The organism is Mesorhizobium sp. WSM4898, assembly GCF_029625845.1.
GTDB lineage: Bacteria > Pseudomonadota > Alphaproteobacteria > Rhizobiales > Rhizobiaceae > Mesorhizobium.
Genome location: NZ_JARTVQ010000002.1, coordinates 210,032 through 225,376, shown reverse-complemented (window position 1 = coordinate 225,376; position 15,345 = coordinate 210,032). Strand labels below are relative to the sequence as shown.

At 63.1% G+C, this 15,345-nt stretch carries 17 protein-coding genes; 7 read left to right on the top strand and 10 right to left on the bottom strand.

The window, feature by feature from the left end; genetic code table 11:
* Window positions 1-30 precede the first annotated feature (30 nt).
* From P9228_RS08555 to P9228_RS08525, 7 genes are all read right to left on the bottom strand, one after another.
* Window positions 31-1,008: a methyltetrahydrofolate cobalamin methyltransferase gene (locus P9228_RS08555; RefSeq protein WP_095778498.1), complete on the bottom strand. Its 978-nt coding sequence runs from the start codon at window positions 1,006-1,008 to the stop codon at window positions 31-33.
* A gap of 141 nt (window positions 1,009-1,149) precedes the next feature.
* Complete coding sequence (locus P9228_RS08550; protein WP_127243229.1) at window positions 1,150-2,244, bottom strand: methylenetetrahydrofolate reductase; 1,095 nt, start codon at window positions 2,242-2,244, stop codon at window positions 1,150-1,152.
* Window positions 2,241-2,840: a methylenetetrahydrofolate reductase C-terminal domain-containing protein gene (locus P9228_RS08545; protein WP_066999668.1), complete on the bottom strand. Its 600-nt coding sequence runs from the start codon at window positions 2,838-2,840 to the stop codon at window positions 2,241-2,243. The genes P9228_RS08550 and P9228_RS08545 overlap by 4 nt, the downstream gene beginning before the upstream one ends.
* The gene (locus tag P9228_RS08540; protein WP_066999671.1) at window positions 2,833-3,135 is read right to left on the bottom strand and encodes a virulence factor; all 303 of its coding nucleotides are present in this window, start codon (window positions 3,133-3,135) and stop codon (window positions 2,833-2,835) included. Before P9228_RS08540 ends, P9228_RS08545 begins: the two co-directional genes overlap by 8 nt.
* Before the next feature lie 135 nt (window positions 3,136-3,270).
* The gene (locus P9228_RS08535; protein ID WP_095825679.1) at window positions 3,271-4,053 is read right to left on the bottom strand and encodes a formyl transferase; all 783 of its coding nucleotides are present in this window, start codon (window positions 4,051-4,053) and stop codon (window positions 3,271-3,273) included.
* A gap of 114 nt (window positions 4,054-4,167) precedes the next feature.
* Window positions 4,168-4,740, bottom strand: a complete 573-nt coding sequence (locus P9228_RS08530) for a DUF4893 domain-containing protein (protein WP_278053009.1) — start codon at window positions 4,738-4,740, stop codon at window positions 4,168-4,170.
* A 167-nt stretch (window positions 4,741-4,907) separates the two neighbouring features.
* Complete coding sequence (locus P9228_RS08525) at window positions 4,908-5,537, bottom strand: DUF1638 domain-containing protein (RefSeq protein ID WP_095825677.1); 630 nt, start codon at window positions 5,535-5,537, stop codon at window positions 4,908-4,910.
* Between the two features lie 56 nt (window positions 5,538-5,593).
* Here P9228_RS08525 and P9228_RS08520 point away from each other — a divergent pair, with 56 nt between their 5' ends.
* Window positions 5,594-5,731, top strand: coding sequence for an entericidin A/B family lipoprotein (locus tag P9228_RS08520; RefSeq protein WP_019858698.1), 138 nt, complete (start codon window positions 5,594-5,596; stop codon window positions 5,729-5,731).
* A gap of 83 nt (window positions 5,732-5,814) precedes the next feature.
* Here the strand turns inward: P9228_RS08520 and P9228_RS08515 are convergent, their stop codons facing one another.
* Entirely contained in the window at window positions 5,815-6,513 is a 699-nt protein-coding gene (locus tag P9228_RS08515; protein WP_066999684.1) for a B12-binding domain-containing protein, read from the bottom strand.
* Window positions 6,514-6,794: 281 nt separating this feature from the next.
* Here P9228_RS08515 and P9228_RS08510 point away from each other — a divergent pair, with 281 nt between their 5' ends.
* The 6 genes from P9228_RS08510 (at window position 6,795) to P9228_RS08485 (ending at window position 13,208) form a co-directional block, all read left to right on the top strand.
* Entirely contained in the window at window positions 6,795-8,369 is a 1,575-nt protein-coding gene (locus P9228_RS08510; RefSeq protein WP_067329317.1) for a trimethylamine methyltransferase family protein, read from the top strand.
* Between the two features lie 89 nt (window positions 8,370-8,458).
* Window positions 8,459-9,148: a hypothetical protein gene (locus tag P9228_RS08505; protein ID WP_278053008.1), complete on the top strand. Its 690-nt coding sequence runs from the start codon at window positions 8,459-8,461 to the stop codon at window positions 9,146-9,148.
* A 104-nt stretch (window positions 9,149-9,252) separates the two neighbouring features.
* Window positions 9,253-9,984, top strand: a complete 732-nt coding sequence (locus P9228_RS08500; protein WP_278053007.1) for a dienelactone hydrolase family protein — start codon at window positions 9,253-9,255, stop codon at window positions 9,982-9,984.
* Between the two features lie 73 nt (window positions 9,985-10,057).
* Window positions 10,058-10,621 carry an RNA polymerase sigma factor gene (locus P9228_RS08495; protein WP_278053006.1) on the top strand — a complete coding sequence of 188 codons (564 nt, stop codon included), beginning with the start codon at window positions 10,058-10,060 and terminating at the stop codon, window positions 10,619-10,621.
* Window positions 10,622-10,623: 2 nt separating this feature from the next.
* Entirely contained in the window at window positions 10,624-12,792 is a 2,169-nt protein-coding gene (locus P9228_RS08490; protein WP_278053005.1) for a von Willebrand factor type A domain-containing protein, read from the top strand.
* A gap of 14 nt (window positions 12,793-12,806) precedes the next feature.
* Window positions 12,807-13,208 carry a hypothetical protein gene (locus tag P9228_RS08485; RefSeq protein WP_245466794.1) on the top strand — a complete coding sequence of 134 codons (402 nt, stop codon included), beginning with the start codon at window positions 12,807-12,809 and terminating at the stop codon, window positions 13,206-13,208.
* 12 nt (window positions 13,209-13,220) lie between these two features.
* Here P9228_RS08485 and bmt read toward each other — a convergent pair whose 3' ends face one another.
* Together bmt and P9228_RS08475 are read right to left on the bottom strand one after the other, a co-directional pair.
* Complete coding sequence (gene bmt / locus P9228_RS08480) at window positions 13,221-14,237, bottom strand: betaine--homocysteine S-methyltransferase (protein ID WP_278053004.1); 1,017 nt, start codon at window positions 14,235-14,237, stop codon at window positions 13,221-13,223.
* Window positions 14,238-14,389: 152 nt separating this feature from the next.
* The gene (locus tag P9228_RS08475; RefSeq protein WP_067329332.1) at window positions 14,390-15,247 is read right to left on the bottom strand and encodes a helix-turn-helix transcriptional regulator; all 858 of its coding nucleotides are present in this window, start codon (window positions 15,245-15,247) and stop codon (window positions 14,390-14,392) included.
* Window positions 15,248-15,345 lie beyond the last annotated feature (98 nt).

Here is a 15,345-nt window from a genome sequence, read left to right as displayed (position 1 = left end):
CTGTTTGCAATGCGGCTCACGATTGCGCGCTTACCCCCTGGCCATGCGGGCTTCACGACCGCCGCGGCGACGCCCGCCGGCAGCGGCGGCGCCATCGCCAGGGGCGGTGACCGCGACCGGAGCCGCGACCGCATGGCCGCCTTCGGCCGGCTTGTAGTCCTTGTAGGTGCGGATCCAGTTGGTGCAGTTCTCGTCGGTGCCGTTGAGCACGTTGGCGCCGCGCACGGCCTCCATCTCCTGCGGGCGGACCGGATTCATGATGGCGCTCGTCATGCCGGCGCCGATCACCATCGGGATGAAGGCGGCGTTGATGCCGTGGCGATGCGGCAGGCCGAACGAGATGTTGGAAAGGCCGCAAGTGGTGTTGACCTTGAGTTCCTCGCGCAGACGGCGCAGCAGTGCGAACACCTGGCGGCCGGCATCGCCCAGCGCGCCGATCGGCATCACCAGCGGATCGACGACGACGTCATGCGCGGGAATGCCGTGATCGGCGCAGCGCTCGACGATCTTCTTGGCGACCGCGAAGCGGACGTCCGGATCCATCGAGATGCCGGTCTCGTCATTTGAGATGGCGACGACCGGAACGTTGTATTTCTTGACCAGCGGCAGGATGGCTTCGAGCTTCTCTTCCTCGCCGGTGACGGAGTTGACCAGCGGGCGCCCCTTGGCGACCTTCAGCGCCGCCTCGATCGCGGCGGTCACCGAAGAGTCGATCGACAGCGGCAGATCGACCAGGTTCTGCACGATCTCCAGCGTCTGCACCAAAAGCGCCGGCTCGGTCGCATTGGGGTCGACGGCAGTGACGCCGGCATTGACGTCGAGCATGGTGGCGCCGCAGGCGGCCTGTTCCAGCGCATCCTTGATGACGGTCTCGAAGTTGCCGGCCACCATCTCGGCGGCCAGCTTCTTGCGGCCGGTCGGGTTGATGCGCTCGCCTATCACGCAGAAGGGCTGATCGAAGCCGATGACGATTTCTCGGGTCGCCGAGGCGACGATGGTGCGGGTCATGCAATCTCTCCGTCGGGATATAAAGAGTTCTTTATATCGTTATCTGGTCTTGTTCAAGCGGACGGGTGCCGGCCGCGCCTTGGACTTTAAGTTCATGTATGTCGTTGCCCCAAACCGGTTCTCACTTTTGGGCGACATACATCAATGCGCGGTCTTCACCATGTCGACCTGGGTTTCGGTAATCTCGTCGTGCAGTATGTGGTCGAGCCGCTCCGCGACGATCTGGTCGTCGCGACGGATCTCCCGTTTCCAGGGCTGGCGGCCTTTCAGCACGCCGGATTCATCGACGATCTCGGCGACATACTCTTCCTGGCGGTAGGCCATCACATGGACGCCGGCGACGCCCGCAATTTCCTTCACCTCGTTGATGATGTCGATGCAGAGCTGCTTGCCTTCCTTCTTCTGGTCCTGCGCGCCTTCGAGCCGCTTGATCACCGCATCGGGGATATGGATGCCCGGCACGTTGGAGCGGATCCATTTGGCGGTCTTGGCAGAGGCGAGCGGCCCGACGCCGCACAGGATGAAGACTTTTTCGGTGTGGCCGAGGTCGCGCGCCTTTTGCATGAAGGTTCGGAACATCGGCACATCGAAGCAATATTGCGTCTGCACGAATTGCGCGCCGGCGGCGATCTTCTTGCCGAGATGGATGGGACGGAAATCGTAAGGCGGCGCGAAGGGGTTTACGGCAGCACCGAGGAAGACCTGCGGCGGCGTCGTCAGCTTGCGGCCGGACAGGAACTTGCCGTTGTCGCGCATGATGCGGATGGTTTCGAGCAGCGACATGGAATCGAGGTCGAAGACCGGCTTGGCGCCCGGCTGATCGCCGGCCTGCACGCCGTCGCCAGTGAGGCAGAGCATGTTGGCGACGCCCATTGCCGCCCCGCCCAGCACGTCGCCCTGAATGGCGATGCGGTTCTTGTCGCGGCACGCGATCTGCATGATCGGGGCGTAGCCCATGCGGGTCAAAAGCGCGCAGATGCCGACCGACGACATGTGGCAGTTGGCGCCGGAGGCGTCGACCGCGTTGATGGCGTCGACCCAACCGTCGAAGATCTTGGCTCGGTTGTAGACGTCTTCAGGGTCGGCGCTGTCGGGCGGGTTGAGCTCGGTCGTCACCGCGAACTCGCCGCGGCGCAGCACGCGCTCCAACCGACCGCGCGACGAATGGCCGGGCAGGGGATCGAGCGGCAGGTGAACGCCGGCCGGGTTCTCGTCGCGCTGGTGGCGGATGCTCATGCTGAAGCTCCGGGGTTCTGCGGGTTCTGGGCGGCTTCACGCGCCGCGGCCGCCTGCGCGGTCACCCTGAGCCAGGCCGAGGTTTCGCGCAGCGACTGATCGACCGGCTTCTGCACGGTGAGGATTTTGTCGCCATGCTTCATGTTGCGGGAGCCTTCCCAGGCCTTGACCCAGACGCAGGGCATGTCCGGCTCGACCTCGCAATTGCCGTTGGCGCGTACGCCGCCGCAGGGGCCGTTGCGCAGCTGCTTCGGGCAGTTCATCGGGCACGACATGCCAGTGGAGGAGAGCACGCACTGGCCGCACATGCGGCAGTCGAACATGAAGCCCTTGACGCGTTTCTCGACGAATTTCACCGGCGCTTCGACGCGGCCGTAGCCGATGCCCTTCCACAAAGGATGCAAGAGCAGGAAGACATCGGCGAACCTGCCATAAAACCATTCGAGCAGTCGCGAATGGCGGATGGACCACAACCTCACGGCAAAAGTGCGCTGAACGCGGCGTTGCGGCGACACGTCCGCAGGCTTGTAGTCGGACTTCGGCGCCGCCTTCTTGACCAGGGTCGCCTGGGTGACCGCCGGCTGCTTCTCAGACATTTTCTTTCCCGCCAGCCTTGACCAGAGCGACCAGCCGCTCGCGGTCATATTTCGTATCGAGTTCCTGGTAGGCCTTCTCGACCTCGGCTTCGATGTCGTCGCCGACCGGAACCGGATCGGCCTTACGCCATTCGGCGAGGTAATCGTCGGTGCCGCCGGCGCCGGTGCGCATGGCGCACATGTCGATCGCCTCGGTGAAGCGCAGCGGCAACTCGCGCTTGGCGTTCTGCCGGCCTTTCTTGACGATGACCTGCGCAGGGATATCGCGCCAATAGACGACGATCAGATCGGCCATGAATTCTCAACTCCTCGATGTTGGGAGCATTGCCGCATGCGCCCTTGTGCCGCTTGTTATGGGACGACGCGCGCGCCTTCAAAAGCGACGCTGGCGATGACGCAAAGCGAGTGCTGAATTTCCGACGCCGGCAGATTACCAGACGCGCTTCGTCAGGCCGGTCCAGAGGTAGGACCAAATCGTCGGGTGAAACCACTGTTTCGAGGGCAGGCCGGGATCGATCGTCGTAAGTTTTCCCGCCAGCGCCTCGGCCACTGCCTGGACGCAGATGTCGCGGGAAAATGCCGCCTGCCGCAGCGCGTAGCTGGCGATGGTGTCGCCGCGTTTCGACTTGCCGCGCGCCTGCTTCAGCACTCCGCCGGTGTCGACGCCGGCATCGACCAGATGCACAGTGGTGCCGAAATTCCCTCGATCACCGGAGGCCAGCGCCCAGTAGCCGCCATTCATGCCACGATATTTCGGGGCAATGCCGGCGTGATAGTTGAGCACCGGGCAAGGCATCTTCGCGAGCATATTCCTCGACAGCAGCCGGCAGCCGGCGAGGAGCACGACGCCCGGCCCGATCTTCTCGATCGCCTGAAGGCATTCCGGACCGTTGGCGGAAGGCACATGGATGATCGTCTGGGTCGGGCGAGGTTCTGTCTCGAGCTTTTCCTCGGCAATCAGCCGTGCAGCATGGCCGGCAAAGAACCGCTTGCCAAGCCTGGTCAGCACCATCGTGCCGAGCTGGCCGATGGCCGAGATCCAGCCCTGGCGGCGGGCGCGGCCGAGCAGCAAACGCTTTTTTGATTCAGGGGTTTCGAGGATGACACTCACAGGGCCGACGCGATCGGCGATGGCGTTGACGATTGCCCAGATATGCGGACCGCCTTCGGTGACGACAACAGTCCGCCGCGGACCGGATTCCGACGTTGCCATGGCAAGCACCCGCTCTCAAAGTCGGGCGCATGCTAGGGAGAGCGGGTTAACCCTTAGTGAGCCAATGGTCGCGCATGATCCTGGTCCGAAAACTTTGCAACTTTTCGGGCTCAGTCAGCGCTTGAATTCCATGATGTCGAGCTTCGATTCATAATAGGGCGCGGGGAATTCGATGCGCCACTCGGTGGCACTGTTGCGGAAGGCATAGCCCACTTGGTCGCTTTCGGCGCCGCTGCCATAGGGCTTGGCCTTTTCGTCATTGACCGAAAACGAGCCGAGATAGATGGCGCGCTTCTCACCGTCGTCGAAGAAGCGACCGGTGGTGCGCTGCGAGCCGCTGATCTTCTGCAGCCGCCAACCCGAGCCGTCCCCGGTGACCTTACACTTGAACCAGCCATAGATAACTAGCGGGCTCAAGCCGCCGGCCTTGATGGTGCGACATTTCCAGTTGCCGGTCAGATCCTTGCCGGAGAAAGCGACCAGCGGCTTGGCGAGCAGCGCATCGAGCTTGACCTCAGCCGGATCGCCGGCCTTTGCCTCTTCGAGAGCCGCCTTGCGCGTTTCGCCATATTTATCCAGTCGCGCCTTGTCGGCGGCGGTGATCAGCTTCTGCACCTCGCCATCGGCATAGGCGGGCAGGGCGAAGCCGATAAGGCAAAGGGCGGGAAGCAGCAGGCGAGGGATCATGGACGTTTCCCGAATCGGTGGCTGGAATAGCTGTTTGGTCTGCTTGGGGCACAACTTACCCGTTCGCAGGCCGCTGTCATCCGGCTTGCCAGCGGAGGCGAGGGGGCTTCGTCTGCAAGTCGATCGTCCGACCCGCTGGCCGCCGTTGAAGCAGCCCTGCGAGAGCCTCAAGCGTTGGCTGCCGCCCGCGCCAGTTCGCTCGTCAGATCGCCATAGCCGGTCGAGCGACGCTCGTAGGCGAGGCCGAGCATGGCGGCGGCTTTCTCGGCAACCTTGTCGAGATCCGGATCGTCGGTTTGCGCGAGATAGATCAGCTTCTCGTAATTGCCGAAATAGTCCTTGATAAGCTCGGGATGCCTGTCGAGCCCGAGCGGCTTGATGAAGAAGGCGTCGAATTGGCGACAGAGGAAGTCGGTCATGTAGAACGACATCATGTCGCCGTCGGCGACCTTCGCATAGGCGTCCATGCCCTGGTAGAAGGCGAAGCAATGCGGGCCGGCCATGCGCTCCACGCCATGCTTCTCGATCACGTGGTCGAGCATGCCGCCGGTGCCGCAATCGGCATAGCCGACGAAGATGTGGTTGTAGCCTTCCGCTTTGGCCTTTTCGATGGCCTTGTCCATGGCCGGCGCGATGCGGTCCGGATAGAAGTGGAACTCGGCCGGCAGGCAGGTCAACTCAAGGTGATCGAGCTTTAGCTGTTGCTTGACGGCCAAAACTTCGCGCGCAATCATCCCGCAGGCGATGACGAGCAGCCTGTCTGTTTGATTCGGTTTCGTTTTTTGCGTTTTGACCATGAACCAGTCGAGCCGGTTTTCGCTGCGGGGCTAATTATCTGTTGAGGGAGACACCCATGAAACTGCTACGCATCGCGCCGATTGCCATCCTTGCCTGCGCGCTTGCACTCACCGCCTGCGCCAACACCATTCGAGGCGTCGGCAAGGACGTCAAATCGACGGCGAGGGCGGTCAAAGACACTGTCGCCAACTGATCGTTCAGCCTCATCATCATCTGGGAACAAAAAAGCCGCGCTGCAAGGCGCGGCTTTTTTCGATCCATCCTGATGCCCTGGGATCAGGCGGAAGCGCGAACGTTGTGCTTGCGCTTCATGAAGTCCTTGGCGGTCTCGACCGCCACCGCGGCATCGCGGCAATAAGCGTCGGCGCCGACGGCCTTGCCGAATTCCTCGTTGAGCGGCGCACCGCCGACCAGCACGACGTAATCGTCGCGAATGCCCTTTTCCTTCATCGTGTCGATGACGACCTTCATATAGGGCATGGTCGTGGTGAGCAGCGCCGACATGCCGATGATGTCAGGCTGATGCTGCTCGATCGCTTCCAGATATTTCTCGACCGCATTGTTGATGCCGAGGTCGATGACATCGAAGCCGGCGCCTTCCATCATCATGCCGACGAGGTTCTTGCCGATGTCGTGGATGTCGCCCTTGACGGTGCCGATCACCATCTTGCCCTGCTTGGGCGCGCCGGTGGCGGCAAGCAGCGGGCGCAGGATGGCCATGCCGGCCTTCATGGCATTGGCCGAGAGCAGCACTTCCGGCACGAACAGGATGCCGTCGCGGAAATCTTCGCCGACGATGCGCATGCCTTCGACCAGCGCCTCGGTCAGCACCGTGTAGGGCTGCCAGCCGCGCTCAAGAAGGATATGCGTGCCTTCCTCGATCTCTTCCTTCAGCCCGTCATAAAGGTCGTCATGCATCTGCTGCACGAGTTCCTCGTCGGAAAGCTCGGAAAGGATGATCTCGTCGTCGGACATTTTTTCCTCGGGCTCCTTGCTGCTCGGAATGCTTGCTGCAGCTCAAAAATCGATGCGCCAATACCTAACCCGCGAGGGCAAGGTAGCCATAGCTGATTTGCGACTTCCCGCAAAAGGAAAGCGACTGAAAAGTTGGCGGTTTTCTTGTCGATTTTGCGACAGGCGTTGGCGCTGGCGGGCCGTTTCCAATAGGGTGCATGGCTACGATCCGGAAAGAAGCGGCGGCGAACCGGCCGCCAGCCAATTCAGGCCCAAATCTAAAATCTATAGGAAGAACGATCATGAGCGATAACGCGGCAGTCGAGCAGGAAGCGTCGGGCGGACGACGCGGACGCGGCGCCAGCGGCGGCGCGGCGGCCAGGCGCGCGGCGCGCGCAGGCGGCGGTCCGGGCACCCAGCTCACCTATATCAAGCGCAAGATCAACGTCTACGAGGTCCTCGACGAGGAAGGCCTGGCGCTGATCGAGAAGAACACAGACACGGTGCTGGAAGAGATCGGCATCATCTTCCGCGACGACGCCGAGGCGCTCGCGCTGTGGAAAGAGGCCGGCGCCGATGTGAAAGGCGAGCGCGTGCATTTTCCCAAGGGGCTTTGCCGCTCGCTGCTCAAGACCGCGCCTTCGATCTACACCCAGCATGCGCGCAATCCGGAGCGTTCGGTGCAGATCGGGGGCAAGGGAACGGTGTTCGCGCCGGTCTACGGCCCGCCCTTCGTGCGCGACCTCGACGGCAACCGCCGCTACGCAACGCTTGAGGATTTCCAGAATTTCGTGAAGCTCGCCTATATGGCGCCGTCGATCCACCATTCGGGCGGCACGGTATGCGAGCCGGTCGACGTGCCGGTCAATAAGCGCCATCTGGACATGATCTATTCGCATATCCGCTATTCGGACAAACCGTTCATGGGCTCGGTGACGGCGCCGGAGCGGGCCGAGGACACGGTGGCGATGGCCAAGATCGTGTTCGGCGAGGATTTCGTCGAGAACAACACGGTGCTGACCAGCCTGATCAACGCCAACTCGCCGATGGTGTTCGACGAGACCATGCTCGGCGCGCTGAAAGTCTATTCGCGCCACAACCAGGCCTGCATTGTCACGCCGTTCATCCTGGCCGGCGCGATGAGCCCGGTGACGGTTGCCGGAACGCTGACGCAGATCCTGGCCGAGGTGCTTGCCGGCGCCTCGTTCACGCAGCTGATCAGGCCCGGCGCGCCGGTGCTGTTCGGCACTTTCGCCTCGTCGATCTCGATGCAGTCGGGCGCGCCGACTTTCGGCACACCGGAACCGTCGCTGGTTTCCTATGGCGCAGCGCAGCTCGCCCGCCGGCTCGGCCTGCCGTTCCGCACCGGCGGCTCGCTCTGCGCCTCGAAGGTCCCGGATGCGCAGGCGGCCTATGAGAGCGCCAACACGCTGAACTCGACCATCCTTGCCGGCACCAACTTCGTGCTGCATTCGGCCGGCTGGCTCGAGGGCGGCCTCGCCTCCTGCTACGAGAAATTCATGATGGACATCGACCAGCTCGGCATGACGCAGAAATTCGCCGAGGGCGTCGACCTGTCGGAGAACGGCCAGGCGATGGACGCCATCCGCCAGGTCGGTCCGGGCAGCCACTATCTCGGCTGCGACCACACGCAGGCGAATTTCCAGACCGCCTTCTACCGCTCCAACATCGCCGACAACAATTCCTACGAGCAGTGGCTGGCCGAAGGCGAAAAGACAGCGCCGCAGCGCGCCAACGAGCTCGCCCGCCGCTGGCTGGAAAGCTACGAAGCACCGCATCTCGATCCGGCGATCGACGAGGCACTGAAGGATTTCATCGACAGGAAGAAGGCCTCGATGGCCGACGCCTTCACTTGAAAGGAGCCCGAGTCAGGCCGGGCTAAAGTCGCCAACATCATCCATAAGGAAGTCTGGCGGAGCGCGTTCTCCGACCCGGACAAGAAGGGATGATCTTTTCGCGCGGCACGATCGAAGGGACCGCGGCCGCGCTTGCCGCCCACGGCCTGATCCTTCGGGGCGGCTTTCGCTTCGCCAGTGATGAAACGGCGCCTGCGGGGCTTTCAGGCGCGCCTGCCAAGTCCGCCCTCCTGGTCGGGCAGGCCGGCGTCGCACTCTGGCCGCACTTCCAGCGCTGGCTTGGGCAGCGGGCCAGCGGGATCGTCAACCCGCTCGACACCTGGTCGCGGGAGGTGATCGGCGCGGTGGCGCAAGCGTTCGGCGCTCGCGCCGTGTCGCCCTCCGACAGGCCCTATCTGCCGTTCCAGCAATGGGCGATGCGGGCGGAAGGGTTGAAGCCGTCGCCGCTCGGCATCCTCATGCATCCGCAGTATGGGCTCTGGCATGCCTATCGCGGCGCGCTGCTGTTCGAGGAAGAGATTTTCCTCCCCGAACCTCAAGAACCGATTCATCTCTGCGACACATGCGTCGAAAAACCCTGCATGAATTCCTGTCCGGTCGATGCCTATTCCGAGCAGGGTTTTGCCCATGAAGCCTGTCTTGGGCATGTGCGCGGCCCCGGAGGCGGCCTGTGCCGCACGAGCGGCTGCCTCGACCGCAACGCATGTCCCTACGGGGCGGACTATCGCTATCCGCCAGAGGTGCAGGCCTTTCATATGGCGGCCTTTGCTCGGCTGTAAGATGAAGGCCAACCGCACGAAATCTTGAACGCCAGGCTCCGGGATTGTCTTGCCGGGCCGCTCCAGCCGGATATCTATCGCGCGGACAGACGACGGAGAGCAGCATGGCCAAGCAAGAGATCGAGATCGAAACCCGGGACGGGAAGGCCAAGGCCGGGCTGTTCCGACAGGCGGCGGCGGCCAGGGCCGGCGTCATCCTCTACATGGATATTTTCGGCCCGCGGCCGACGCTCGACCAGATGGCCGAACGCCTCGCACGGCATGGCTATGCCGTGCTGTTGCCCGATCTGTTCTATCGCAGCGTGCCCTATGGACCGTTCGACCCGAAGACTGCGTTTGCTGAGGATAGGACCAGGGCTCAACTGACGGCGCTGAGCGGTGGCACCACGCAAGAGATGACCATCCGCGACAGCGCGGCCTTCCTCGATGCGCTCACTGCCGAAGGCCTGGACGGGCCGGTCGGCGTCGTCGGCTATTGCATGGGCGGCGCGCGGGCTCTCAATGCCGCCGCGGCCTATCCCGACCGCATTGCTGCCGCCGCCAGCTTCCACGGCGGCAATCTGGCAAGCGACGCGCCCGACAGCCCGCACCGGAAGGCGGCGTCGATCAAGGCACGCATCTACGTCGGGGTCGCCGGCGTGGACCGTAGCTTTCCGCCGGAGCAATCAGCCCGGCTGGCAGAGGCGCTCAGGGTCGCCGAAGTCGACCACACGATCGAGAACTATGTCGGCGTCGGTCATGGCTGGTGCGTCAAGGACCACAGCGTCTATGACGAAGCGGGCGCCGAGCGCCATTGGAAGCGGCTCATCACGCTGTTCGCCGAAACCTTGGGGTAGGGTGCGGAGGCTGCCGCAAAAAAATCTTTCCATCGCCCCAAGGAATCGCCATTAGCCTTCGTCCAACAGGCAAATGACGGCGATGATGCTGGACGACAGCGAAGCCTCCGATGCCGAATTGGTCGGGCGGGCGAGGGGCGGAGACCGGGGGGCTTTCGGCAAACTGCTCGAAAGGCACTATGGCTTCGTCTATCGCGCCGCCTATCGCTGGTGCGGCCGCAAGGCCGATGCCGAAGACATCGCCCAGGATGTCTGCGTGCGGCTCGGTCGGGCAATCCGCGACTATCAGGGCAATGGCGCGTTCACGACCTGGCTCTACGCCATGACACTGAACGCTTCGCGCGACATGATGCGCAAGCGCGCCCGCGACAGCGCCAAGACCGAGGCCTTCGGCACGTATGCGCTGATCGCGGGGGAGGGCTCGGCGGAAGCCCAGGACCCGGCCGAGGCGCTGTGGGCGGCGGTGCGCATGCTGCCGGACAAGCAGCGCGACGCGGTGCTGCTCGTCTATGGCGAAGGGTTGAGCCACGCGGCTGCGGCCGAGGTGATGGCGATCTCGGAGGCGACGGTTTCCTGGCACATCCATGAAGCGAAGAAACGGCTGAAGCTGCTCATGCGCTCAGCCGGGGAAGTGTGACCATGGTCGACGACAACGAACTCGAAAGGCTGCGAAATCTGGCAGTTCCGGCGCCGGACAGCGAAGCGCAAACGCGTGCGTTGGCCGCCGCGATGCACGCCTTCGACTTGAACGAAAAAATTTCGACCGCCCCCCAAGGATCGCCGGCAGGTCTTCGTCTCACGGAGCGAGCACAAAGGCTCTGGAGAGAGATCATGCAACGGAAACTCATTGCCACCCCGGCCCTGACCGCGCTGGTCGCGCTGCCTATCGCCGGCTATGCCGCTTTTGAGATGCTGAGGGAGCAGCCGCCCGTTATTTCAAACGGGAAGGTCACCGAAACGGTGGCCGACAAGCCGGTTGCGCAGAAGCCGATACCGAACCAGCCCGCGATCAGCGAGCCGCTGGCGGCCGCGCCTGCCAAGGAGAAGAAGACCGGCGCCGACAGCGAGAGGCGTGTCGAAGACGAGGCGCAGGTCGCACCGGCATCGCCGCCGAAAACTGAATTGAGCCGATCCGATGATCGGACCAGGCAGGAATACGGGGCGTTGGAGGACTTTGCCAAGCAAGTACCACAGGCGCTGCCTGCGCCGCCGCCTGCACCTGCGGAGGTTGACCAGCTGGCCGCCGGCGGACGAGCGAATGCCCAGGCGCCGGCAACCGCCATGCAGCCTGCAGAGATGCCGGCTGGCGCCGTCGCTGGTTTCGGGCCGAGGGTTCAGCCGGCGCCCATGCCGGCCGATCAAATGCAGCCGCAAGAGCAAAACCGCGACCGCATCGAGACCTTCAAGACCAATCCGGTGCACCAAGCTGCCCAGGATCCGGTGTCGACCTTCTCGATCGATGTCGACACGGCGTCCTATTCCTTCGTCCGCCGCTCGCTGAAGGAAGGTATTCTGCCCGACCCAGGCACGGTCCGGGTCGAAGAGATGATCAACTACTTCCCTTATGACTGGAAGGGGCCAGACTCGGCCGCGACGCCGTTCAATTCGACTGTCACCGTCATGCCGACGCCCTGGAACGAGCGCACCAAGCTGATGCATGTTGCGATCAAGGGTTTTGACGTGAAGCCGGTCGAGGCGCCGAAGGCAAACCTGGTGTTCCTGATCGATGTTTCGGGTTCGATGGACGAGCCGGACAAGCTGCCGCTCTTGAAGTCGGCGTTCCGGTTGCTGGTCAGCAAGCTCAAGGCCGACGACACCGTCTCCATCGTCACCTATGCCGGCAATGCCGGCACGGTGCTGATGCCGACAAAGGCCGCGGAAAGGCAGAAGATTCTTGCAGCGATAGACAATCTGGAGCCAGGCGGTTCGACCGCCGGCGAGGCAGGCATCAAGGAAGCCTACAAACTTGCGCAGCAGTCTTTCGTCAAGGACGGCATCAACCGCGTGATGCTTGCCACCGACGGCGATTTCAACGTCGGCCAGACCGATGACGACGACCTCAAACGGTTGATCGAGAAGGAGCGCAAGACCGGCGTGTTTCTCTCGGTGTTCGGCTTCGGCCGCGGAAATCTCAACGACCAGATGATGCAGACCATCGCCCAGAACGGCAATGGCACGGCCGCCTATATCGACACGCTTGCCGAGGCCGAGAAGGTGCTGGTCGAGGACGCGTCCTCGACGCTCTTCACCATTGCCAAGGATGTGAAAATCCAAGTCGAGTTCAACCCGGCCAAGGTCTCGGAATACCGGCTGGTCGGCTATGAGACGCGGGCGCTCAAGCGCGAGGATTTCAACAATGACCGCGTCGACGCCGGCGATATCGGTTCCGGCCATTCGGTGACGGCGATCTACGAGGTCACGCCCAAGCGAAGCGGCGCCGAGCAGGTCGATCCGTTGCGCTATGGCGAGGCGAAGGTCGACAATGGCGGCGTTGCCAATGCGGGCGAATATGCCTTCGTAAAAATCCGCTACAAGCTGCCGAACGAGAATGTCTCGAAACTGATCACGACACCGGTGACCGCGGCCAACGAGGTGCCGTCCTTCGATGAAGCCGGCGTCGACCAGCGCTTTTCGGTCGCGGTCGCGGCTTTCGGGCAGAAGCTGCGCGACGCGGATCAGACGGCGAATTTCGGCTACGACCGGATCCTGGAGATCGCCAACGCCGCGCGCGGCGCTGATCCGTTCGGCTACAGGGCGGAATTCCTGTCGCTGGTGCGGCTAGCCTCGTCGCTGGGCACCAACAGATAGGGCGGGTGCCGTCCATGGAACAAAAAGCCGGCGGAGGACCTGCCGGCTTTTGCCGATCGTTAAATTGCGCGGCTTTTCCGGAACTTCATCGCAATGCCCTCCTGTTAGTCAAAGCTGATAGAAGTGAGGGGCTGGAATTGCATATCACCGGGAACGTGACGCCGACTGCGGGCAATCTTCAGACGCGAGCACCGTCCGCTCCGTCGGCGGAATCCGCGCGGATCAGGAATAATGTCGATGCGGCCCGCGACACGGCGCTCTCTGCGCTCAACAACGACCGCTTTCGCGTGATGCTGGAGCAGATCAGCGACCCGCGCGCGTCCGGCGCGTTGATGACGATGGGCGCCGACGGCAAGAACAGCGCCGCCACCGATCTCGGTACGGCGCTGTCGCGCTACGCTGAAAACAGCGAATAGAGCAGGCCAACTTCAGGCGCGGCTGCGCCGGCGTTCGCGACGGCCTTCGCCTGCCTCGGCAGCGCTCGCTATCTTGTTGCGCATCGGCCCGATGCGCTCGACGATGGACTCGACCGTCGGACGCGCCGACTTGGTGTGCGCGTCGAGCGCCTTGCGCATCGCGGCAAGGTGAGCGAACGAGGTGCCGCAGCAGCCGCCGACGATCTTGGCGCCCGCATCGACTGCCAGCCGGACATAGTCGGCCATCAGTTCGGGCGTGCCGGAATAGTGGATCTCGCTGCCGCGGAATTCCGGAATGCCGCAATTGCCCTTGACGATCACGGTGGCTTCCGGCTCCGCGTCGGTCATGTCGAGCAGCGAGGCCAGGATGTCGGCTGCGCCGACGCCGCAATTGGCGCCCACCCCAAGCGGAGCCTGCGACAGTCCATCCGCAACGCCGTGGATATCCTTGGGCAACAGCCCCATCATGGTGCGGCCGGCCGTATCGAAGGAACCGGTATAGGTGTAGGGCAGGCCGACGCGGATCGCGGCTTCGGCCGCGGCGCGGATCTCATCCGGCGCCGACATGGTCTCGATCCATGCGACTTCGGCTCCGCCGGCCTTCAAGCCCTCGATCTGCTCGGCAAAGGCATCGACCGCTTCCTCATAGGACATAGCGCCGAGCGGCACCAAAAGCTCGCCGGTCGGGCCGACGGAGCCGGCAACGATCACCTTGCGGCCTGCCTTGTCGGACACCGAACGGGCAATTTCGGCGGCGCGCTTGTTCAAGTCATGCACGCGGTCCTGAGCGTGATGCAGCTTCAGCCGATGACGGGTGCCGCCGAAGGAATTGGTCAGGATGATGTCGGCGCCGGCATCGACGAAATTCTGATGCAGCGCGGCGATGGTGTCGGGCGCCGTCTCGTTGAGCAGCTCGGGGGCTTCGCCGGCCTCAAGTCCCATCGCGAATAAATTGGTGCCGGTGGCGCCGTCGGCCAGCAGCACGCCTTTTTCGGCAAGCAATGCGTCGATTGGATTGGTGGCGGTCATGGCTCTGGCTTTCGTGTCCTGAATTCAAATAACGATATAAAGAAGTCTTTATATCTAGTCAACGAATATGAGGCCCGCTCTTGCGTGAGTTTCCTAAAACGACGGTCGGCCAGGTTGGTCGCCGCATGCCAGCATTGCGATAGCGGCCGCGTTCAGACAAAGCCTGAGGTGAAGGAGATGCCGGCCAGTTTCTGCGTGAAGCTCGCAGCCTCATGCGCGTTGACATCGGCGGCTCGGATCAGATTGTCGAAGTGGCTGGTCAGGGTACGGACCGGCTGGGTGGCGTTCAACACCAGATACATATCGCCGACATAGATTGCGGCGCGGTACGGCCCGAAGATCGTATAAGGGATCGAATAGCGCATGCGGCCGTCATAGAGGAACAGGCGGAAGGTCGGGTAAAGGTCGTCGAGGAGCGTTGCCATGTGCAGCAATTGCCGGCGGCGCTCGGCTTCCGGGAACCGGTCCCAGACGCCGAGTCCGCGTGCGAAAATCTCCAGCGTATGGCGCGGCATGCAGACCTCCATGTCGGTCTCGGGCCGCCTGTTGTAGTCGATGCGGTATTGCGTTTCGCCGGCCTGCGCCTCGCGGCTCTTGTTGGTAATGCCGGCCTCGTATTCGACAAGGGCCTCGGTGCGCAGGAGGTCCGGAATGCCCGCCGGCACGTAGCGGATCTTGGTGCCGACCGCCTCGGCGTGCCATTTGGCAAGTAGCGTGCGGTCAAAGCCGTCCGGCGCCTCCTCGATCTCGAGGCTTTCGCGAATCTCGCCGGTGACGCCTTCGTCCTGGCTAAGGCCCAGCAGCCAGTCGAGCGATACCTTGAACTCGGCGGCAATGTTGAGAAGCGTCTCGGCGCGGGGCAGGCGCGTCGAGGCGCCCGACAGGAGTTGCGACAGCGCCGAACGATCGATGCCGACGGCGCTCGCGAAGGCCGACTGGTTCAAGTCCGAGCGTGTCAAGAGCAATTTCAGGCGCTCTCGGAAGACCGTCGACAGATCACGCTTGTCCATCACGCCGCTCCTTTCCAGTGGAGGAAAAATTTGCGCCCAGGCCTGCTGGTTAGGTGCTCAGGCGCAAATGAATCCCCAAATCTGTTTACAATATATAA